The following is a 20,153-nucleotide window of genomic DNA, read 5'->3' on the forward strand; positions in this document are numbered from 1 at the left end:
GGCGGAGCGAATATTCGATCATGCGAACCGTGATCAAAAATATCATTTCCTTTTTCACCGTCCGAGAACCTGAAGCCGAGCCGCAGGTGGCGGCCCTGCCGCCCAGGCGCGAAGACCGCTATTTCGCACGTGTCGGGGCGACCCTTTCTGCTAAAGCGGCCGCCGCTTCGTCTGCCCCGGAATTCGAGGTGGACGGGCAAATGATCCTCCACGGCCTTGTTTCCCCCAACGACCTCAAGGAACGGTGAAATCGACAATAGAGTGAAGGGGGCAAAAATATCCTTTCCGGCCGCCAGGCCGATCCTTTTTTGATCCTTTCCATCTTTCCATAATTTAGCAAAAGCTCCTGGCGCTCACGCAATTTCCTTTTCTCCGGCGATCCAACACTGAGAAATATCTCGCAAAATCAACTTTTTTTAGCCGGAAAACTTGACTCTGTGTAATCCAGTGAATATAACATTGTTATGCCGGATGGGGGAACGGCCCCTTGATGGTACGAAGAAACAAACAACGGAGAATCGAGATGAACAAGAAGAACGGAACGGAAATCGTTGCAGAAGAGCTGGTCAAAGCAATCGTCGAAAAGATCAATCACGAGATCAGCGACAGGGCATTTGCCTCAAACAATTACGGCCAGATCTGCTTCCACGAGCAGTATCTCTATTTTAACCTGGCCTCCGGCACAGTCAGTCTTTCAAGCTCACCGCAAGGCTGCGTACCCGGAAACTGCGACGAGCACTTTCATGTCGCGTGTGTCAACGATCCAGTCATCGAGTCAGACCTCGAGGAAATCGACAGCGACGATCTCGAGGAGATGAAGGAAGCGTGGGATGACGACCGTGATGGCAAAGCACGCGACATTGCATGGCGAATCGGCAAAGAAGTGTGCGAAAATGCGTTGTACAACAACGAGTGTTGGGACGCTGAGAGCATCACAGACATTGCCCATGATTTCGACAGTCTTGACCCTGCATCACCTAATTTCGTCGAGGATGCGGCAGCAATGATCAACGCCGCCGTCGAGCTTCTGCCAGGTCTTGCGAACACCGCAGAGAGCATCGGTGGCCTGGTTGAGGACTGGATCAACGACAAGATCGACGAATAAGACAGACAAGCGCAAAGCCCCCGGCCCGGACGAACCGGGCAGGAGGACGGGGGCAAGAAGCGGGAAAAAAGGAGAATGAAGATGAAGGATTACAGGTATGTGACAGCCGCAGAAATCGCGGAGAATGGTGGGAAAAAGCTGTTTGAGGCAGATGGCTGGACAATCGTCGTCGAGCGCGACGGAGATATCTGGTGCGCGTACGACATGGACGGCAACTTAGCTCTTGTTGTGCCCGGCAACAGAACACTGTCTGACGTCAAGTTTTTCGTGACTCAAGTGCAGCTGTACGTGTCAAAGCGGCTTGGAGCGGTAGCATAATGGAGGACACTAGAATCACGATATCTGACCTCTGGCCCCTGTCCGTCGCCGACGTTGCCGAGGCCATCGCTTCGACCGACGACATGGCACTGGACGAGCTGGTCCTCGAAATCCAGGACAACGACAACCGCGTCGAACTCGGGGATTGCGTCTTGCTCGTCGAGGGGGACCGACACCGCGGCCACCTGCGGGTTGCGACGATCGGCGCACCCTATTATCACGTTGAGAGACTGTGGGGAGACGAATAATGACGAACGAAACGAACAGAAATACCGTAAAATACGTGCCTGAAATCCCGGCAGGGACGACGCTGACACAGCTCACGTTCGACGCTGACACAGCCGAGATCGTCGAGGCTTGGAAGCGCCAGGGCTACAACATCACGACAGTGTTGATCATGTGCGGATGGTACGTCGTCCGCAGTGCCGAGACGAAACTCGTTACCGGATACGAGCGAAGCGATTTCCGGGGGTTTGGAGCCCGTCTCCCTCGCCCCCTGCTTGAGATGGCAAAATCAGCCGCTAAAACGCACGGCATGAATTTGTCCGAGTTTTTCGACGCTTGCGTCCGGACAGTCGCCCGTGACTCTGCTTCCGGTGTCCTTGTACCCTTGTCCGCCATGCTTCCTGAGCCGCTGACTCGCGACGAGCTGATGAGTCGTGGAGGTAAATAATGGGAACAGCACGACTCCGCATCGCCGCCCTGGCGGCCCTGGCCATCGCCGCCGTCTCGATCGGCTTGTACCGGCTGACTCTGACCCCAGGCTCCGAGACCTCCATCGCCCTGGCCCTGCTCCCGGCTGCTCTTGTCGCCGCCGCATACGCCTGGGCCGTGTCGGGACACTGGTTCGTCCCCAGGGCCGTCCCGGCGACCCTGGCGGTCCTGGCCACGGCCACGACGTTCCTGACCCTGGCCTCCGCCATGTCGGCCGTCACAGACGGAGGGGGCGGAATCCTCGTCGCCGTCTCCGGTGGTGCCGCAGCCGCATCAAACATCCTCGTCCTCCTCCTCGCCAGATCACCTCTGACTGGAGATCCTGGCCGCATCAAGTAGCTCGACCAACACCAGCCACACCACCCCACCATCAACCGCCAAGGCCCCTTCCAGGGGCTTTGCTCCTCGCTCTGTCAACCGCTCCCACGCCCCAACATCCCCCACCTTCCAGGCCCATCTTTTTCAAACTTTTTCATCTTTTTTTGCCGCCAACAAAACCCGGTGAGCGCCAGGGGCTTTCGACTGCGCACATTTGCCGCAAGACGTTGTGAAAACTTGCTTTCCTGGAATCGCGACGAATATAACTTGATCATACAGAGACAGTTTTTTGGATAACAGAAACAGAAATGTTGAAAAATGAGTTTGGAGAAGTTGACCGCATGGCTGTGCAGTGTCGTCGGAAGCCCTGAACACGTCAATGTCGCACCCGAGGCGGTACTGAAGGATCGGGTCACGTATCAGAATTGGAATATGGCGCTCGTCATGTCATACGTCGTCAAGGCCCTGTGCGTCGCTATCGCGGCGTACATCGAACCGGAGACGACGAAGAATGGCTGGTGGATCCTCGGGTTCACCCTGACCGGGATGGTCGCCAGCGGCAAACTGTCGCTCGAGATCCTGGCAGCCCAGCGAAATGTCGATAAGCTGATCTTCGAGCGGATGCCGAATGCGACTCGCCCGTTGGGGGCGTATCGCAAGATGGCGCTTGATCGTGTCATCGCGGCGACAGTGTTAGATGTTGTTGTCTGCGGGACGCTGTTCATCTCGATCTTGTTGGCAGACCGGCTGACAGGGGCCGTGAACGGGCAGGAGATCGCGCTGGCGGCTGCGGCTTGTGTCGTGCTTCCGCTGGCGATTATGGCCGGACATTTTGTGCGGCGGCCTATGGAGCGCCGTATCCTTTTTGGGATCAGCGCGAGATCATAGAACTACCTGGGAGCGGCGGAACACCACCACGCTTACAGGCCACAAGACCCCCTCGGGGGTCTTTCATTTTGTCTGCAAAATGTCATAACGCACGTAAATGATTATCACTATTATTAAAAGAAAGTGTAAGGAAGCCCACTTTAACCGGTGTGCTTTTATCATGCCTTTTTATATTGACATGCACCAGAGAGTGAGCGAATGTGAAAGACTCCGGCAAATATTTTTCTTGACAATAAAGAGGTTGTCCGCTATATGTTTCGAAAATCCCGGATCGAGAATCTGTCGAGAAGGCTGCACCTAATACAGGGTGTCTGTACGTCAAGGAGCGAGTGTGGGAAAGGACCGCACCATCAAGAACGGCAATGGCGAAATAACTAAAAACATCAACTACTGCGAACGACTTCACCCTCTCTTCAAATACGGGGTCGTGAAGCGCATCGAACACACCAAGGACAAGATCTTCGTCGAGCAGCTTGGCGGAAATCTCCTTGCTGGTGCTGAAGTTGCCTTCGGTGCCGAAAACGTGATTTTGTCCGGTTGCGTCGAGACAAGCAGCGGAATCATCGACATCGAGATGGACATTACGCCCGAAATGTTCATCGACCTGCTGCCGGCGTTCGACGAGTTCGCTCCTTGCGACTCCCAAAAAAAGTCCCGCCGTGCTCCAGTCATCTACAAAACCGGAAAAAGGCTGTTCAGGACCAAGCGCAATGCGCTCGTCAGGTCTGCCGACTGCATCCTGCTCGCTGGTGCATATGTAGGAGTCAGCGACGGGAACTGGTTCATACACGGTTTCGCCCAGGGGCGGCCCGACACGGTTGCCAACGGCGTTTGGCTTACCGAAGACGAGGCGCGGCGCGTCTTGTATGATGCCGGCTACTTCGACTTCACCGCCCCATGCGACAGAAACCCGGCAAACTATCCCCGGCCACGCACGGCCACGCGTAAGCGTTGTCCGAACGCAGGACAGACATCCCTACTCTGCTCCATGGGGGTGTCCGATGACTAGGCGCTCTACACAGAACGGCATCGCCGTCCACCCCGACCTCAACGACCTTCGCGATATCCGCCGACGTGTCGGGTGGTACGAATACGACAAGCTGCTCCCGCTCCACATTGTCGGCGGCTACGGCGACCTGTACGCCATCGGCAAATGTGGACGGCCCCTGTGGCGCTGCGACCTGACCTGCCCCGAGCCCGAGCTGATCGGCCCGTTGCCGTACATGGATCCCAGCGATCCGCCCTTCTAAGCCCAAAAATCCGCTCAAAACCGCCGGTGGCACGTCTTTTTTTTGGCGTGTCACCGGAGAAAAACCCCTGGCGCGAGCCGGTTTTTCCGTGCGCCATGTTGACGGCACCTTGAAATAGCGCTTTATCAAGCGATTTCTAAGTGTTACACCATTGAATTTCGGGATTTCGGGGGTGTCAAATCAGCTCATGACGGCGACAGCGCCTGGGCCAAGGGGTTGGTCGATGCGCTAAAAAAAAGCCGCAACAAGGAAGGAGAAAAAAATGGAGTCAAAGAGAATTATCAAGACAGATGACGGCCTGTCGCTCGACGCGACCGGCTACGCCGGACGGTACCTGCTCGTCGATCAGAGCGGCGAGGTCAAGGCCGCAACGGACACGTGGGACGCTATCTGCGCGTTCGCGGCTGTGCTGGCGCACATCGATAGCCAGATCGTCTCGCTGTCTGCGTACGACGGGATGACCGGGGAGCGGTGCAACGACGAGATCAGCGCAATGGTCACGGCGTATCTGCCGTATGTGATTGACGCCCTGATCCCGGCCGCCGCCGACGACGTTAAACGAGCTGTCTACAGACACACGAGAGAACTTCTCGTGGCAACTGGCGCGGCAATCGGAATTGAGTTGATCGACGAACTGATTCACTAACAGAACGACACACGGCGACGGGGGGCCACTGCGGAAACAGTGCCGCAGGGTCCCCCAAGGAGGCGTCGTGGAGGCCCGTGTGCATAGCTCTTGGAGGAGCGAATGCACACAAGAACGGAAGAAGGAAGAAGATCGGCTGGGGAAGGACGTGAAGTCCACGTTGTCATGACGACCAACGGCGGCACCATCGACGGATGCGCCGGCATCTACGAAGACAGGGGCGAGGCCGACGGGATCGCCAGGGAGCTGATGCGGCTCGGACACGACTGCCTGGTCGAGACCAGGGCGCTGAACACTGTCAGGGTTAGGGTCAGCGGCGACGATATAGCTCCGGTCAAGTCGTCGTCGGAATCAGACGTGATAGACGTCTGCAACGGCTAGGTCATCGACAAGGGCCGCACCGTCGAGGAGGCTGTAGCCAAGGCCAAGGCCTCCCGCGCCACATTACCAGCCCAACTTATCAGCAACAACGAAATCCAGGTCAGCACAGACGACTCCAGACGGACCGTCGTGGAGTTCACCGGAACAGCGGCCGAGTTGATAGCAGAAAACGCCAGAGAATGCACCCTGGATACCGCCTCTAAGATCAAGGACGGCAACGAAAAACAGACAAGCAAGTTCCGCTCGAACCTTGCCGGACAGATCGGCGAGGCTGCCGGGCAAATCTATCTCCATGGCCCCGTAGCCGGAATGGCCCGATATTGCACGGAGCGTAAGGTCAGGAACGCAGACAAATACAGGGGAGACGGCGGTGTCGATGCCGTTGCCGGGGCGGTCAAAGTCGACTTCAAGACGACGCTCAGGTTCGCAAAGAACGCCGCCCCGGAGAAGTTCCGACTCGCCGTCAGGCCGCACGAACGACACACCGACACGACTTACGTCATGATCCTGGCAGACAAGATCGGATACGATCACTTCATCGCCACAATCGTCGGCGTCTGCCACGAGTCTGACCTCCCTGCCACCACTGAGTCAGCCGGCACGTTCCGCGGAGCCTACACCGTCCCCGTCCCCCGTCTGTCCTCCCCTTCAAATCTACTGGAGGCAACGGCATGATCGACTACCTCGACGACACCACCACAGAATACGACGACGCTGAAACCGCCGCCCTGCTCTACGAGATCGACGTATCTGTCTCCGCCCGTCTCAGGGAAGACCGTGGATCAGGCGGCCCGTTGAACAGGGAAATCCATTATTCAATGTTCGACCTTGCAGAGGCCGAGGCCGATGAGATGGCCAGGGCCAGGGGCGAGATCTGATTTCACCAGCAACAGGAGGTCCCTTTCGGGGCCTTCATCTTTTTAAATCTTTTTCCCGCGAAAACTTGACTCTGGATATTTCGACGAGCGAGGATTGGATTCCTTGGGGCCATGTCCCCACCCATTCTCATCTCACCTCCCGGAAGCCGCGGAACATCCCTGGAAACAGGCCGCCGGCTTCCACTTTTTTTGCGCCATGCGGTGCAAAATCTGCACATCGCGAAACTTTTTTTGATGCAATGTTTTGCACAATCTTAAAATATACACTTATTTCAATACGTTTATGCGTAATGCAAAAACAAGGAATCGTCAACTTGTTGAAATAGTTGTTGATTTGCCGAATCGGCGTGGTACGATTTCCCGTGGCTGTTTGACTAACGACGAAATTGGGGGGATTGCAGGGAGTGCTCGTTGACGTCGACACATTGTTGAGGGACCATTTGAAGGGTGTAACCAAAGCCATGATCAGGCGGGGTAATATCTGGCAGACATGGCCGCACACGTTCATGACGAGCGGAAGGACGCTGAGGTCTGCGTTGTTCTGCCCGGAAGATGTTGAAGCGTATCTTATAGGGAGGAACGGGGTTAACTATGGCGAGATTCACGCTAGACACGGAAAGGGTCAAGACCAAGAAACGGGGCATCGTGTACCGCGCATGGCTCCGAGAAGGCCGAACGAAACTTGCAAGCAAGCAAGGGTTTGCGACCGTAAGGGAAGCGAAGGAGTGGGCGAACGAGAAGGAGACGGAAATCCTCCGGATGCGGGAGCTGGAAGCACTGGAAGCGGAGAGGGCGACCCGCATAACCTTCTTAAGCGCATCAAACGATTACCTTGACTGGGGTAAGCCGAGGTGGGGGAAAGGGACGTATGGTGGGAAGGTCGGAATCTATGCTCGATTCCTTGAATTTCTCGCACAGCACCACCCTGACGGCATCGACGCGGAACTTGATGATGTCCCGTCACCGCTGATCGAGCGCTATATGTATCACGCCTCTGCGCAGGAGGGGTGTTCCAACAAAACCGGCAACCGGCATTGCCGGGAGATCGGTGCTGTGTGGACCCACGCCATCACCAGGGGGCTGATGGACGGGATCAGGCGGACAAAGCAATACATCGACAACCCGACCCGTGACATCAAGCCGTTCACCGTGGAAGAATACTCCCGGCCCGTGCCGACGTATGAAACGGTGCAGCTGTACCGTGGCGAGGCCAGTCCCGGTGACGAGTCGGACTACATCGAGATCATGTGCAACACGATCCAGCGCGGGAGGAGCATCAGGACGCTGGAATGGACGAACGTCAAGCTGACGGAACGAAAAGCCGGATTCAAACATGGGAAGCGGGACGGAACAATAACCACGGTCTGGATACACCTCAACGACACGGTATACGAGATCCTCAAGCGCCGGTTCCGGGAACGGGAAACCGACAGCCCGTTCGTATTCGTCAACCCCCTGTCCGGGAACCGGTATCAGCGCAACGCATCGCTCATCAAGCACCTGTTCACTAACATCAAGAAGCGGCTTGAAAAGCGCCTCAAGATCGAAATCGAACACGTGACCGGTCATGCCCTGCGGCATTGGGGGTCACACATGCTCGACAATGCCGAAGTCCCCGAGGAAAGAATCGGCAAAATGCTTGATCATCAGCGGCCGTCCACAACCAAGATCTACCTGGAGAAGATGCGGGTGGACGAGGGTGTTGCCAACAAGCTGGAGGAAATATCAAAAAACGGACCTCGGAAGCCGAAATACCTCAAAGTCGTCAAATAACGGCTCAACCAGATCCGCTCCAAACAGGCCCCTTCGGGGGTCTTTTTTATGGCCTACAAAATGTGTTTCCCGGAAAAATGTTCACACTTTGTTCCACACTTTTTGTTTTTGGCCCCTTTGTTACACAGAAAAAGGGGTTACAGTTTTCACTGTAACCCCTTGATTTCTGGCGGAGAAGGAGGGATTTGAACCCTCGTATGAGCTTTACACCCATAACACGCTTAGCAGGCGTGCGCCTTCAGCCAGCTCGGCCACTTCTCCTGATTCCCATGCGCACGAGAACACACTGTGCGCATTGAGGAAAGTCCGTCTACACTTTTCCCGCGCGGATTGTCAACAACGATGGGGCTCTATTTGCCCTTTTTCCGAGCCCCGGCCTGTCCATCGGCATCCTTCTCCTCACGGCGGCGCTTGCTCTTGAGCGCCTTGTACTTGAGTTCATGGCGGCGCGTCTTGGCCCCACCGATGCGCTCCCGACCCGGGCCGCGCTTGCCCAGCGCCGAGATGCCGCGCGTCTTTTCCCACTCCTTCTTGTCATGGCTGGAGCGGAAAACCACGTTCACCGGCGCGGACTTGATGCCGAGCATCTTGCGGAACTGGTTTTCCAGGTAGCGCACGTAGGAGCCCTTGACGAGGGTGTGGTCGTTGCAGAAGAACACGAAGGTCGGGATGGGCTCGTCCGCCTGGGTGACGTAATAGAATTTGGGCCGCTTGCGCTTGACCACCGGAGGCTGCAACTTCTCGACCACGGCCTGCATGATCCGGTTGAGCTCGCCGGTGCCCACGCGAATGGCGCACTCCCTGCGCAAGGTCTCGGCCAGGGGCAACAGCTTGCCGATGCCCAGTCCCTTGACCGCACTGGTCATGACCACGGGCACATGCGGGATCACGCGCAGCTCCTCGCGGAAGGCATCCAGCGCCTTGTTGGTCTCGTTCCTGGGGATGAGGTCCGCCTTGTTGACGACCACGATGAACGGGGTCTTCTCCTTGGCCAGAAATTCGATGAGCCGCTTGTCCTGCCGTCCCACACCGAGGGTGATGTCGATGGCCAGGATGGTCACATCGGACCGTCTGGAATTCTTGAGCGCCCGGATGACGCTGATCTTCTCAAGGTGATCCTGAATATTGGCGCGCTTGCGAACGCCGGCCGTGTCCACGAAAGTGTAGCGCTTGCCCTGCTTCTCGAAGGTCACGTCAATGGAGTCGCGGGTGGTCCCGGCCACATCCGAAACAATGAGCCGATCGCGGCCGATGAGGGCGTTGATGATCGAGGACTTGCCTGCGTTGGGACGGCCGAGCAAAGTCAGCCGCAGCCCCTTCTCCACGCCGTCGTCCTCCTCGGCCGGAAAGCCCAGATCCTCGACGAACCGGCGAACCCGATCGCGAACATCGTACAAATTATAGCCATGGGCCGCGGATACAGGCAAAAACTCGACGCCCAGTTCGTGGAACTCGGCGGTCATCGCGGCTTCGAACTCACTGCCGTCCACTTTGTTGACGAGCATGAGCACCGGCTTGCCGGACCGGCGCACGAACTCGGCGGCCTGCTGATCCAGCGGCGTCAGCCCCTCCTTGCCGTCCACCACGAAAATGATGGCGTTGGCCTCGTTGATGGCCTCCTGCGCCTGCTCGAAAATCTCGTCCTCGAAATCCTTGGACAGCTCGGGCGTGGCCTCGGACTCCAGGACCATGCCTCCGGTATCGATAAGGTCGAAACGGGTCTCGCCCATGATGCACTCCCCGTAGATGCGGTCGCGCGTCACCCCCGGCATGTCGTGGGTAATGGACCGCGACTTCCTGAGCAGGCGGTTAAATAGGGTGGATTTGCCCACATTGGGGCGGCCCACCAGGGCGACGATCGGCAGCATATTCGGCTCCGGATGGTTGATGGCATTTGGGGAAGGGAAAACCCCACACTCCCCTGAGGCTGGAAGCGCGGGGTTACCTTATCTTCATTTGAAAGTCGAGTCCATTGTTGACGGGCTCACTCCCCATCCGCCATATCCTCGATGACTCCGCTCAGCCGGGTAGCCATGGAAGCCACCTCCTGAATGGCCGTACTGGCCTCCTGCATGACCCGGTAGGTCTCCATGGAGATGTTGTTGATTTCGTCCGTGGCCCGGTTGATCTCGTCGCTGGTGGCGGACTGTTCCTCGGCGGCCGTGGCGATGATGCGCACCTGGTCCGAAGCGGTTTCCACCCGGCCGACGATCTCAAGCAGGGCCTTGCCCGACTCGCGGGCCAGCTCGGTACTGCGCTCCACGGACTGGGCCGCCTGCTCGGTGGCTCCGACGTTCCGCCCGGTCATATCCTGGATGCGCCGGATGGCCTCACCCACTTCGCCGGTGGCGGCCATGGTTTTCTCGGCCAGCTTGCGCACCTCGTCGGCCACCACGGCGAAGCCGCGCCCGGCGTCCCCGGCCCGGGCCGCCTCAATGGCCGCATTGAGCGCCAGCAGATTGGTCTGGTCGGCAATGTCCGTAATCACGCCGAGCACATTGCCGATGTCCTCGGCCTCGGTGCCGAGCCCTTCCATGGAGCGCTTGAGCTCCTCGGTCTGCTTCTGGACCTCGCCCACGGCCGCAATAACCTGATTGACCATCTCCTCGCCGCGCTGGGCCTGGTTCCGGGCCTGATCGACATCCTCCGAAGCCTGGCTCGCGTTGCGGGCCACATCCAACACCGAGGCGTTCATCTGCTCCATGGCCGAAGCGGTCTCGCCCGCCCGGGCGCGCTGTTCCTCGGAGCCCCGCTTGCCTTCCTCCATCTGGGCGGACAGTTCCTCCGCCGCGCTGGACAGGGCCAGGGATATCTCCCGCGCCTGACCGGCGGCCACGGAAATGCGCTCGTTCTGCGCCTCGATGACCTTCTGCTGGCCCCGAATCTCGGTCACGTCGAACCAGATGGTCAGAGAGCCGAGCATCTGGCCGTCCATGTCGTAGAACGGTGTGGAGGTAACCTGAACGTTGATGGCCGAACCGTCCTCGCGGGTGTACTGGACCTCTTCGTCCTGCCGCTGCTGCTGCTCCACGGCCCGGTCGGACAAGGTCTTCCTGTCCGGCTCGCCGTAGAAAAAGTCACCGGGCTTCCGTCCCGCGTAACTTTCGGGAGGTTCGGGCCGTTGGAGCAAATCGCACATCTGCCGGTTGACCCACAGCAACTTGTGATCCGACCCCAAGAGGGCGCACGGCAGGGGGATACCGCCAAGCACGCCCTCGGAAAATCCGAGCTTGATCTTGAGTTCGCGCACCATGGTGTCGATCTGCGCGGCCAGGGACTTGAATTCGAACTTATACCGCCCCTCAAGCCGGGCCTGGAGATTCCCCCCGGCCACCTCGGATGCGAAGTCCAGGATATTCTTCACCGGGTTGGTGATGGTTTTCCGCACGGCGAAGATCAGCACCGACACAAGCAGAATACCCAGAACCACTCCGCCCGCGGCCAACTTGTCGCGCTGATTGTGCGCAGCGGCGGCCAAATCGTCCTCGTAGGCGCTCATGACCACCTTCCAGCCGGTCATGGGCGCGGTGTCGAAGACCATGTACTTGGCGCGACCCTCCCACGTGTAGGTGGTCTCGCCCTTTTCCGAAGCCAGGGCGATCTTGGCGAAATCCTGATCGGACAGATCGTTGAGATACAGATCCTTGTTCGCCGCGTGGGCGATTATCCGCCCCTTGTGGTCGAGCATGTAGGCATAGCCGCTGCCCGCCACGCGGAAGGGGTCGATGAACTTGGAGGTGAAATTCTCCCACTTCGGGAACAATCCCACCCCGCCGATGATCTCGCCCGTGTGGTCACGAACCACGCTGGCCGCGGCGAAGATGAGAATCCCGCCGCCGCTCTTGGAAATAAGGATGTCGTTGGACAGATAGTGGTCTGCCTTGCCCGAAAGAACGACCTTGGCGTACTCGCGTGAACTGCGGTCCGCCCCGGCCAGGTTCTGCCCCTTGGCGTTGTACCCGGCAACCACCTTGCCGTTCCTGTCGAAGGCAAAAGCGGCCCAATAGCCGTCCGAGGCGCCCAGAAGGTCCTTGAACATCCAGGACGCGGGCAGGGCGTCCCGCCCCGCCAGGGCGTCGGCCACGGCCTGCTGGGAGCCAAGCATGCGGACCATCTCGTCGGTCTGGGAAATATAATTGTCCAGGGCGGCCATGGTCTGGGCGACCATGTTGTTCATGGCCTCCTTGCCCTCGTTGAATACGGTCTGCCGGGTATCGCGGCCAACCCAAAACACGGCGGCCAGAATTGAAACGGCCATGCTTACGGCGATCAACAGAGCAATGGCGGTATTCACGCTTTTCATCTTCATGGAAGACCTATCCTTGAATCTGTAGTTATGCCTCTGGTAACCTAATAGCCACAAAGGCGGCTGTCCATTAAAACGACCTCGCCGAGGACAAAAAAGGGCAAAACCGCAACGCGGTTTCGCCCCGAAACTTTCCCATACCTTGTGAAGAGTTATAGCATGAACAACTTCTTGATGGCAAGGTCGTAGGGTGGATAAAGTACGCCTTTTTCGGTAACGATGCCCGAAATCAGTTCATGGGGCGTGGGATCAAAGGCCAGATTAAAGACCTCCACGCCCTCAGGCGGGATGCGGTGGCCGCCGATATGCGTCACCTCGCGCGGATCGCGTTCCTCGATGGGGACATCGTCGCCCGTGGGCGTTTCCGGGTCGATGGTGTACACCGGCGCGGCCACGTAGAACGGGATGTTGAACCGCTTGGCGATGATGGCCACCCCGAAAGTGCCGATCTTGTTCACCGCGTCGCCGTTGGCCGCGATCCGATCCGCACCGACCACCACCTTGTCCACCAGGCCGCGCTTCATCAACAGCGCACAGGCGTTGTCGCAAGCCACCTTGACCGGGATGCCGTCCTTGTGCAGCTCATAGGCGGTCAGTCGCGCCCCTTGCAGAAACGGCCGCGTCTCGTTGGCGATGACCGAGACCTTCTTGCCCTGGTCGATGGCCCCCCGAACCACCCCGAGCGCCGTGCCGTATCCGGCCGTGGCCAGGGCCCCCGCGTTGCAATGGGTCATGACCGTGTCGCCGTCGTCGATGAGTTCGCCGCCGAACTGGCCGATCAACTCGCACATCTCGATATCGCCCGCATGGATTTCCTTGGCCCGCGCAAGCCAGAGACCGAGCAGTTCGTCCAGAGAGACGTCGCCCGCCTCTTCCCAGACACGGCGCATCTCGCGCACGGCCCAGCGCAGGTTCACCGCAGTCGGCCGGGCGTCGTGAATCCGGTCCAGCCTGGCCGACAGATTCGCCTTCCAGTCGCCGTCCAGACCTTGCACCTCGCGGCCCGCGAGGTAGCAGCCGTAGGCGGCGGTCACGCCGATGGCGGGCGCGCCGCGCACCACCATGACCACCAGGGCAAAGCAGATGTCGTCGGTGGTCCGGCACTCGAACCAGTCTTCTCGATTGGGCAGGTAACGCTGGTCGAGCAGGATCAGGGCGTCTTTCTCGGGAGAATACTGAATGTGTTCGGTCATCTTTGATTGCCTCCGGCGGCCAGAGGGGAAACTTTTGAAAAAGTTTCCCCTCTGGACTCCCCTTCAAAACTTTTTATTGCGGCGCAAGCGGTATCGGGGTCAACGCGACCCCTCGTATGCGCCGGGCGGTACGGATACCGCCATTTTACCCCCAAACAAGAGTACGGGGAACGCATCCCCACGTCGCCTTCAAGAATGGATTTTCCCCCGGTCTTTCTTACGAAAGTTTCTTCGTAAACAACTGCGTGACCACGCCGGGGTTGGCCTGGCCCTTGGACAGACGCATGACCTGGCCCATGAAGAAGCCCATGAGTTTTTTCTTGCCGCCCTTGAAGGCCTCGACCTCGGACGGGTTGTCGGCGATGACCTTGTCCACCATGGCTTCCAGTTCGGAGGTGTCGGACACCTGGACCAATCCCTTGGCCTCGACGTATTCGGCCGGGTCGTCGCCGGACGCGCACAGATCGCGGAAGATGTCCTTGCCGATCTTGACCGAGATGGTCCCGTCATCCACCAGCGCAAGCAGCGTGGCCAGCTTGTCCGGGGTCAGCCGGACCTCGCAGGCCGCCGACTCGGTCTCGTGGCAGAACGGCAGCAACTCGCCGACCACCCAGTTGGTCACCTTCTTGGCGTCGCCCGCATAGGCCTTGACCGTCGCCTCGAAATAGTCGGCCACGGCCAGATCGCCCGTGATCAGCGCGGCATCGTAATCAGCTAGGTCATATTCGGCCATGAACCGTTCACGTTTGGCCGAGGGCAGCTCGGGGAGTTCGGAACGCCACTTGTCCACCCAGGCCGGATCCAGGACCAGAGGCACCAGATCGGGGTCCGGAAAATAGCGGTAGTCGTGGGCCTCTTCCTTGCCGCGCATGGATTGGGTCGAGCCCTTTTCCACGTTGTACAGCCGAGTCTCCTGAATGACCTGTTCGCCGTCCTCCACCAAGTCGATCTGGCGTTCCACCTCGTACTCAATGGCCTTTTGGATGTGCTTGAACGAATTGAGGTTCTTCAACTCAGCGCGGGTGCCGAAAGCTTCCTGCCCATAGGGGCGGATGGAGACGTTGGCGTCACAACGAAAAGACCCCTCCTCCATGTTGCCGTCGCAGATGCCGAGGTACAGGAGGACCGAGCGCAGTTCCTTCAGGTAGGCCACGGCCTCCTCGGCCGAGCGCATGTCCGGTTCGGAAACTATCTCAATGAGGGGCACGCCGGTCCGGTTCAGGTCCACAAAACTGGCGTTGTCCGCAGCGGAATGGATGTTCTTGCCCGCGTCCTCCTCCATGTGGATCCGGGTCAGGCCCACGCGCTTCTTTTCGCCATCCACCTCGATATCCACGAAACCATGCTCGCAGATGGGCTGCTCAAACTGGGAAATCTGGTACCCCTTGGGCAGATCGGGATAAAAATAGTTCTTGCGGGCGAACACGGACTTCAGATTGATTTCGCAGTTGGTGGCCAGCCCCGCCTTGGTCGCATATTCGGCGACCTTCTCATTGAGCACGGGCAGCACGCCGGGCATGCCGGAGCAGACCGCGCAGACGTTTTCATTGGGTTCGTTGCCGAACTTGGTGGAGCAGGAGCAGAAAATCTTGCTCTCGGTCTTCAACTGGGCATGGACTTCCAGGCCGATGACGGTTTCGTAGCGGGCCATGGGGATTCCCCTATTTCTTGTTTCCGTAGAGTTCCGGGTTGAGCTTGGGGTCGTTGTACATCTTGAACTGGAAATAGACCTTGGGCTTTTTGGTCCCGGCGAAATATTCGTCGATCAACTCCAGGATGGCCCGTTCCAGATCATTGTGCTGCCGCTTGAGCACGCCGACTTTGTCGTCGCACTGCTGGATGTGTTCGTCGTCCACATCCTTGCGCGCACACTGCTCTTTCATATGATATATCTTGAGCGCCTGGATGGACAGCCGGTCCAGGGCCGCGCCCACGGTCTCGGTGTTGTACCGTTCCGGGGCCTCGGCGGGCAAAAGCGGCCCCATCATGGCGTTGAGGCACGCGTCCACCCGCTCGATAAGATCGTTGCGCTTCTGGTTGAGCTTGTCGATAGCGTACTTGCAGTCCGCGATGACCTGGGCGTCCACATCCTTGCGCCGGGCGCGGTCCTCGACGTGCCAGAGTTGAAAATTGGCCCAATGCTGTCGGGCCACCAACTCGCGCAGCCCCTGCAATCCGACCAGGTCCTCGGCGGGATCGCCCTCGTACACGGGTTCGCCGTAATGCCAATCCATGACGGATCGAATCTGGTGGGCCACGGCGTCCCGGATGGTGTTCATGATGGAATCGTGTGTGATGTCAGCCATTGATGAGTGCTTCTTTGCTTATGAGCAGGTAGACGGTGGCCTCGGTCTTGATGTTGCTGGCGATGGGCGCCACCGCGTTGCCCTCGCCGATGTAGTAATCCACATGGGAGCCGCGGATGGCCGTGCCCGTATCCTGGGCCAGACCGATGCCCGCGACCTTGCGCTTGCCCGAGGGGCGGCCGTCGCGGGCCTCGGGAATCTCGGCCTCGAATGCCAGCAGGCTGCCGAGCGGCAGGAGCTTTCGGTCTGTAGCCAGTGAAACCATCGGCGTCAACGGCTTTCCGATGGTTCCCTCGGGCGGCGAATCCTCCAGCCGGAAGAACACGTAGCTTCGATTCTCGGCCATAAGCTCAAACATCCGCCTGGGATGCTTGGCGAAATATTCCTTCACATCCTCCTTGGACAGATGCCCCCGGGGCAGGAGTCCCTTGGCGTGGAGAATGCGTCCCAAGGAACGGAAACCGTGCCCGTTCTTGGCCCCGTAAAGCACGTTGCGGGTGGTCCCGTCGGGCAGCCGGAGCCGTCCGCACCCCTCCACCTGCATGTAGAAAACATCCACAGGATCCTTGGCCCAGGCGATTTCGAGCCCCCGCCCGGCCAGGACTTTGCCCATGTCCACGGCGCCCCGCTCGTAGTACGGCAGAACCCGCCCCTTTTCCACGCGGTAGAATCGGTTGCTCCCGCGCACCGGGCCATAGCGCAGGTCCCCAGGCACGCCGTAGATGGGAAATTCATAGCCGGGCCGCCGGGTCAGGCTGGCCTCGATCTCCGGGGTGTAGTAGCCGGTCATAAGCGGCTTCTGGCGCATGCCGTACCAGACGAAACGCTCGGCCAGCAGGTCTGGATCGGCATCCAGGTGGGGCAACAGATCAAGGAATTCCGTAAGCGAACGGACCACCTGCCCCCAGGTCAGCGACATGCCCGGACGGGCCAGGGCGGGCTCGTCGGCGGGCATGTTCAAGGCGTATTCCAGGCTGCGCTGAACCGGGCTCTCCAAAGCCCGCCAGGAGTCGAGCCCCTGGCTCCTGATGTCCAACCGGGCCATGTTCTGCGCGCCCTCCACGTTGGACAGGGGAAAAAACATGTCGCAGGTCGGAATGCTGGACGGCTCGCGCACGGGCCGGAGCGTCAGCCGCCCCACGGCCCTGGAGCGGTACAGGCAGGCGGCTTCAGCCTGATCGGCGGTCTCCCCGGACGGCTCGCCGGAAGACACCGCACAGGCCTCTTCCGCCGCGGTCCGGTCATCCGCCTCTCCGGGTTCCGTCCCCTCGTCGGCCACCCCGACGGACGCCGCGTCCGTGCCGGACGAGAAGACCGCTCCGGTCCGCACGCAGGACAGAAGCGCGAGCAGACAAGCCGCAGCCAGCAGGAGCCGGAGCGCCCGCCACAGGGGTTCCCGTATGTCATTATAATATAGCATGGAGCACCGCGAGGGTTCGTTTTCCTATCCGCACGAGTCGATGGCCACGTCACAGAATTTGCCCACCCCATACTCCCGCCGCCGGAAGAATTTCTCGGGACTGGGTCCGATAATCTGCAACTCGGGATGGATCCGCTGCACGTCCAGGGCGATGTGCATTTCCTTGGTACATCCCGTGGAGTAGGTGGAATCCTTGCCGGTCCAGACCGGGGGCACCTTGCGACCCATCAACTCGAAGCTCTTCTCAATATCGAAATATGTCTGGAAACGCCAGACATTGATATACCCGCTGCGCTGGACCTTTTCCCACATGAACATCAGATCGTCGGCATCCATGCCTTCTTCGAAGTGCTCGCCGGGATTGATGATGTAGACGTCGTCCAACTGCTCGCGCAAATGATTGACGTAGATGGTAATGACCTCGATGGCCGCCTGGGTCTGGCCGGGCACCGAGCCGATGATCCCGGAGTAGAACATGACCGTCTTGCCCTGAGCCCGGGCCTGGCGCATCTCCTGGATAATCGCCTCGGCCTTGCCGGTGATGTATTGCTCGGAAAAGATCTGCACCCGCTCGGGCCTGGGGCGGAAATGGACATGAAACACGCCCTCCTCATCCCGGCGGAAGCTGAGGATGTCCCGGGTGAACTCGTGGGAGTTGAGAATCAGCCGGTCATAGGTATCCTCGCCCTTGGCCAGGATCAGATCGCACTCCTTCCAGGCCCGGGCGAAAGTCACCGAAGTCCGGTACGGGTTGAACTTCTCGCGTGTGCCGTCGGAGATGACCACAAAGGGATGGCGGGACATGATGGCCAGCAGATCGTTCTTGGACAGTTTATCCTCGCTGACAAAGTGCGCGCCCTCGAAAGCCTTGGCCAGTTCCAGATCGGTATCCCGGTCCCAGAAGGTCGGCTGGTCGAAGTAGAACCCTTCCTTCAAGGCCATGACCACACGATGGCCCAGACGCAGCAACGCCTTGACCACCTTGAGGTCGAACAGGACGCCGCCCGCCCGATTGGGCAGGTAGAGAATGCGGCGATGCTGTTCGCCGTCCTTGCCCATCAGCTTGAACATGGGGTCCAGGAGGTTTGAGCCTTCGCGCACCTCCTCGGCCAATCCCGAGGCGCGCAGCCCGTCCAGGGAGAACATCTCCGGATTCCAGTGGTCCGTAAAAGTGGCGATGCGCATGAGCCGCTCGATTTCCAGGCGATCGAGACGGAAACGCAGGTCGTCGGTCCGCCCGCTCAGGTCGCCGCCCACCGGGCTGGCGTGGACCATCTCGTCGAACTCGCGGCTCCCGACCATCTCGGCGGCCCGCCGGTTCAGCCCCCGCCTGATATGCAGGTACGGGTCGTCGATGCCGGATTGGGTCATGAAAATGGTGATGAACCATTTCATCAGCCGCGAGGGCATGAGGATGGGCGAGGCCAGGACCATACGGAACTTGTGCCGGGCCAATTGGATAAACCGCCGGGACGCCCTGCGGTCCGAACAAAAATCACGGGACAGACGGATGAACCGCTTCCACTGCTCCAGGTATTTTTGCAGCAGCCGGTCCGGCAGCCGCTGGTCCAGGAGCATGAGGAACATCCAGTCCGAGCACGGCGCGTAAAACTCTCCCTCCTTGAGGGCGATCATGAAGCGCATCTGCTCGCCGGAGGCATTCTTGAGCGGGTCGATGCTGTATTCCAGGTGGTTCTCCGACATGAAGTGGAGCAGAAGCGCATCCAGGGCGGGATCCAGCCCGTACTTGATGTCCAGGGCCGAATCAGACTCGTTGGCCAATCCCATGTTCACCTCTCGGTCAAAAAACCATGTTTCTTCAATTTCTCGAAATACGCGCCCGGCCCCAGATCCACCACCAGCAGGTCCGTGGGCGATTTTTCCACAATCACTTCATCGCCCGGTTCGAGCCGAACGCCGTCCTGGCCGTCTTCGGTCAGGTTGACTTCGCCCGCCTGCTCTTCCACTCGCACGGCCAGAACGCCCTCCGCCGGAAGAACCAGCGGCTTGAAGCTGTTCAGGAAGGGACAGACCGGAGTGACGCAGCAGGCCGCGAGCCCGGCGTGAATCAGCGGGCCGCCCGCCGACGCCCCATAGGCCGACGACCCGGCGGGCGTGGACACGATGAGGCCGTCCGCACGGAGGGGGGAGACCGCCACCCCGTCGTAGATCACGGCCAGCCGGATGAGCCGGGCCAATTCGCCCCGGCTGACGACCAGATCGTTGACCGCCAACCCCGCATGAATCGGCTCACCGCCGCGCTCCACCCGGTAAGCCAGGACCAATCGATGTTCCGCCCGGAACCCCTCGTCCAGGACCCGGGCCAGCCAAGGCCGCCAATGATCGCGTTCGAGCTGGGTCAGGAAGCCCACCCGTCCGAGATTGACGCCCATGAGCGGGGTTTCCAGATGCAACAGCCGCCGGGCCGCGCCGATGAAGGTGCCGTCCCCGCCCAGGATTACGGCCAGGTCAAAGGGACCGCGAATCCGCTCCGCGTTCTCGCAGGAGTCCGGGCGTTGTTCGCAGATTTCAAAAGAGACGCCCCGCTCAACCAAAAACCCCGTCATGGCCGTGCGCACGGCCTTGGCGGCCCGGTCCCCGGGCTTGGTCACGATAAGCATTTTTCTTACGGTTCGGTTCATGATGGATATTTTTTA

General features: G+C 59.5%; 22 protein-coding genes and 1 tRNA gene. 14 read left to right on the top strand and 9 right to left on the bottom strand.

Annotated elements, in window-relative coordinates; genetic code table 11:
* Nucleotides 1-20 precede the first annotated feature (20 nt).
* From J0909_RS09635 to J0909_RS09700, 14 genes are all read left to right on the top strand, one after another.
* On the top strand, nucleotides 21-248 hold the full coding sequence (locus tag J0909_RS09635) for a hypothetical protein (protein WP_207262401.1): 228 nt from the start codon (nucleotides 21-23) through the stop codon (nucleotides 246-248).
* Between the two features lie 275 nt (nucleotides 249-523).
* Entirely contained in the window at nucleotides 524-1,105 is a 582-nt protein-coding gene (locus J0909_RS09640) for a hypothetical protein (RefSeq protein WP_207262403.1), read from the top strand.
* Between the two features lie 81 nt (nucleotides 1,106-1,186).
* Nucleotides 1,187-1,423, top strand: coding sequence for a hypothetical protein (locus J0909_RS09645; RefSeq protein WP_207262406.1), 237 nt, complete (start codon nucleotides 1,187-1,189; stop codon nucleotides 1,421-1,423).
* Nucleotides 1,423-1,671: a hypothetical protein gene (locus J0909_RS09650; protein ID WP_207262408.1), complete on the top strand. Its 249-nt coding sequence runs from the start codon at nucleotides 1,423-1,425 to the stop codon at nucleotides 1,669-1,671. The genes J0909_RS09645 and J0909_RS09650 overlap by 1 nt, the downstream gene beginning before the upstream one ends.
* A complete protein-coding gene (locus tag J0909_RS09655; protein WP_207262410.1) occupies nucleotides 1,671-2,096 on the top strand; it encodes a hypothetical protein in 426 nt (141 codons plus the stop codon). Before J0909_RS09650 ends, J0909_RS09655 begins: the two co-directional genes overlap by 1 nt.
* A complete protein-coding gene (locus J0909_RS09660; protein WP_207262412.1) occupies nucleotides 2,096-2,476 on the top strand; it encodes a hypothetical protein in 381 nt (126 codons plus the stop codon). Before J0909_RS09655 ends, J0909_RS09660 begins: the two co-directional genes overlap by 1 nt.
* Before the next feature lie 297 nt (nucleotides 2,477-2,773).
* Complete coding sequence (locus J0909_RS09665; RefSeq protein WP_207262414.1) at nucleotides 2,774-3,343, top strand: hypothetical protein; 570 nt, start codon at nucleotides 2,774-2,776, stop codon at nucleotides 3,341-3,343.
* Nucleotides 3,344-3,674: 331 nt separating this feature from the next.
* Nucleotides 3,675-4,352 carry a hypothetical protein gene (locus J0909_RS09670; RefSeq protein ID WP_207262416.1) on the top strand — a complete coding sequence of 226 codons (678 nt, stop codon included), beginning with the start codon at nucleotides 3,675-3,677 and terminating at the stop codon, nucleotides 4,350-4,352.
* Nucleotides 4,345-4,593 (top strand): hypothetical protein, encoded by a 249-nt coding sequence (locus tag J0909_RS09675; RefSeq protein ID WP_207262418.1) that lies wholly within the window; start codon nucleotides 4,345-4,347, stop codon nucleotides 4,591-4,593. Before J0909_RS09670 ends, J0909_RS09675 begins: the two co-directional genes overlap by 8 nt.
* Nucleotides 4,594-4,855: 262 nt before the next feature.
* On the top strand, nucleotides 4,856-5,239 hold the full coding sequence (locus J0909_RS09680; RefSeq protein ID WP_207262419.1) for a hypothetical protein: 384 nt from the start codon (nucleotides 4,856-4,858) through the stop codon (nucleotides 5,237-5,239).
* A gap of 102 nt (nucleotides 5,240-5,341) precedes the next feature.
* Nucleotides 5,342-5,620: a hypothetical protein gene (locus J0909_RS09685; RefSeq protein WP_207262420.1), complete on the top strand. Its 279-nt coding sequence runs from the start codon at nucleotides 5,342-5,344 to the stop codon at nucleotides 5,618-5,620.
* Nucleotides 5,621-5,749: 129 nt separating this feature from the next.
* On the top strand, nucleotides 5,750-6,295 hold the full coding sequence (locus tag J0909_RS09690) for a hypothetical protein (RefSeq protein ID WP_207262421.1): 546 nt from the start codon (nucleotides 5,750-5,752) through the stop codon (nucleotides 6,293-6,295).
* The gene (locus J0909_RS09695; RefSeq protein WP_207262422.1) at nucleotides 6,292-6,498 is read left to right on the top strand and encodes a hypothetical protein; all 207 of its coding nucleotides are present in this window, start codon (nucleotides 6,292-6,294) and stop codon (nucleotides 6,496-6,498) included. The genes J0909_RS09690 and J0909_RS09695 overlap by 4 nt, the downstream gene beginning before the upstream one ends.
* A 591-nt stretch (nucleotides 6,499-7,089) precedes the next feature.
* Nucleotides 7,090-8,271, top strand: coding sequence for a tyrosine-type recombinase/integrase (locus J0909_RS09700; RefSeq protein WP_207262423.1), 1,182 nt, complete (start codon nucleotides 7,090-7,092; stop codon nucleotides 8,269-8,271).
* A 167-nt stretch (nucleotides 8,272-8,438) separates the two neighbouring features.
* Here the strand turns inward: J0909_RS09700 and J0909_RS09705 are convergent.
* The 9 genes from J0909_RS09705 to J0909_RS09745 form a co-directional block, all read right to left on the bottom strand.
* Nucleotides 8,439-8,532 (bottom strand) — tRNA-Ser (locus J0909_RS09705).
* Between the two features lie 89 nt (nucleotides 8,533-8,621).
* Entirely contained in the window at nucleotides 8,622-10,139 is a 1,518-nt protein-coding gene (gene der / locus J0909_RS09710) for a ribosome biogenesis GTPase Der (RefSeq protein WP_207262424.1), read from the bottom strand.
* 116 nt (nucleotides 10,140-10,255) lie between these two features.
* Nucleotides 10,256-12,580: a methyl-accepting chemotaxis protein gene (locus J0909_RS09715; RefSeq protein ID WP_207262425.1), complete on the bottom strand. Its 2,325-nt coding sequence runs from the start codon at nucleotides 12,578-12,580 to the stop codon at nucleotides 10,256-10,258.
* Between the two features lie 149 nt (nucleotides 12,581-12,729).
* Nucleotides 12,730-13,770 carry an S-methyl-5-thioribose-1-phosphate isomerase gene (gene mtnA, locus J0909_RS09720; protein ID WP_207262426.1) on the bottom strand — a complete coding sequence of 347 codons (1,041 nt, stop codon included), beginning with the start codon at nucleotides 13,768-13,770 and terminating at the stop codon, nucleotides 12,730-12,732.
* Nucleotides 13,771-13,987: 217 nt separating this feature from the next.
* Entirely contained in the window at nucleotides 13,988-15,421 is a 1,434-nt protein-coding gene (gene gatB, locus J0909_RS09725; protein WP_207262428.1) for an Asp-tRNA(Asn)/Glu-tRNA(Gln) amidotransferase subunit GatB, read from the bottom strand.
* Between the two features lie 10 nt (nucleotides 15,422-15,431).
* Nucleotides 15,432-16,076, bottom strand: a complete 645-nt coding sequence (locus J0909_RS09730) for a DUF4254 domain-containing protein (protein WP_207262430.1) — start codon at nucleotides 16,074-16,076, stop codon at nucleotides 15,432-15,434.
* Nucleotides 16,069-17,496: an MltA domain-containing protein gene (locus J0909_RS09735; RefSeq protein WP_207262432.1), complete on the bottom strand. Its 1,428-nt coding sequence runs from the start codon at nucleotides 17,494-17,496 to the stop codon at nucleotides 16,069-16,071. Before J0909_RS09735 ends, J0909_RS09730 begins: the two co-directional genes overlap by 8 nt.
* A gap of 24 nt (nucleotides 17,497-17,520) precedes the next feature.
* Complete coding sequence (locus tag J0909_RS09740; RefSeq protein WP_207262434.1) at nucleotides 17,521-19,284, bottom strand: ARMT1-like domain-containing protein; 1,764 nt, start codon at nucleotides 19,282-19,284, stop codon at nucleotides 17,521-17,523.
* A gap of 2 nt (nucleotides 19,285-19,286) precedes the next feature.
* Complete coding sequence (locus tag J0909_RS09745; RefSeq protein WP_207262436.1) at nucleotides 19,287-20,138, bottom strand: NAD(+)/NADH kinase; 852 nt, start codon at nucleotides 20,136-20,138, stop codon at nucleotides 19,287-19,289.
* Nucleotides 20,139-20,153 lie beyond the last annotated feature (15 nt).

The organism is Desulfovibrio sp. Huiquan2017 (genome assembly GCF_017351175.1).
Classification (GTDB): domain Bacteria; phylum Desulfobacterota; class Desulfovibrionia; order Desulfovibrionales; family Desulfovibrionaceae; genus Pseudodesulfovibrio.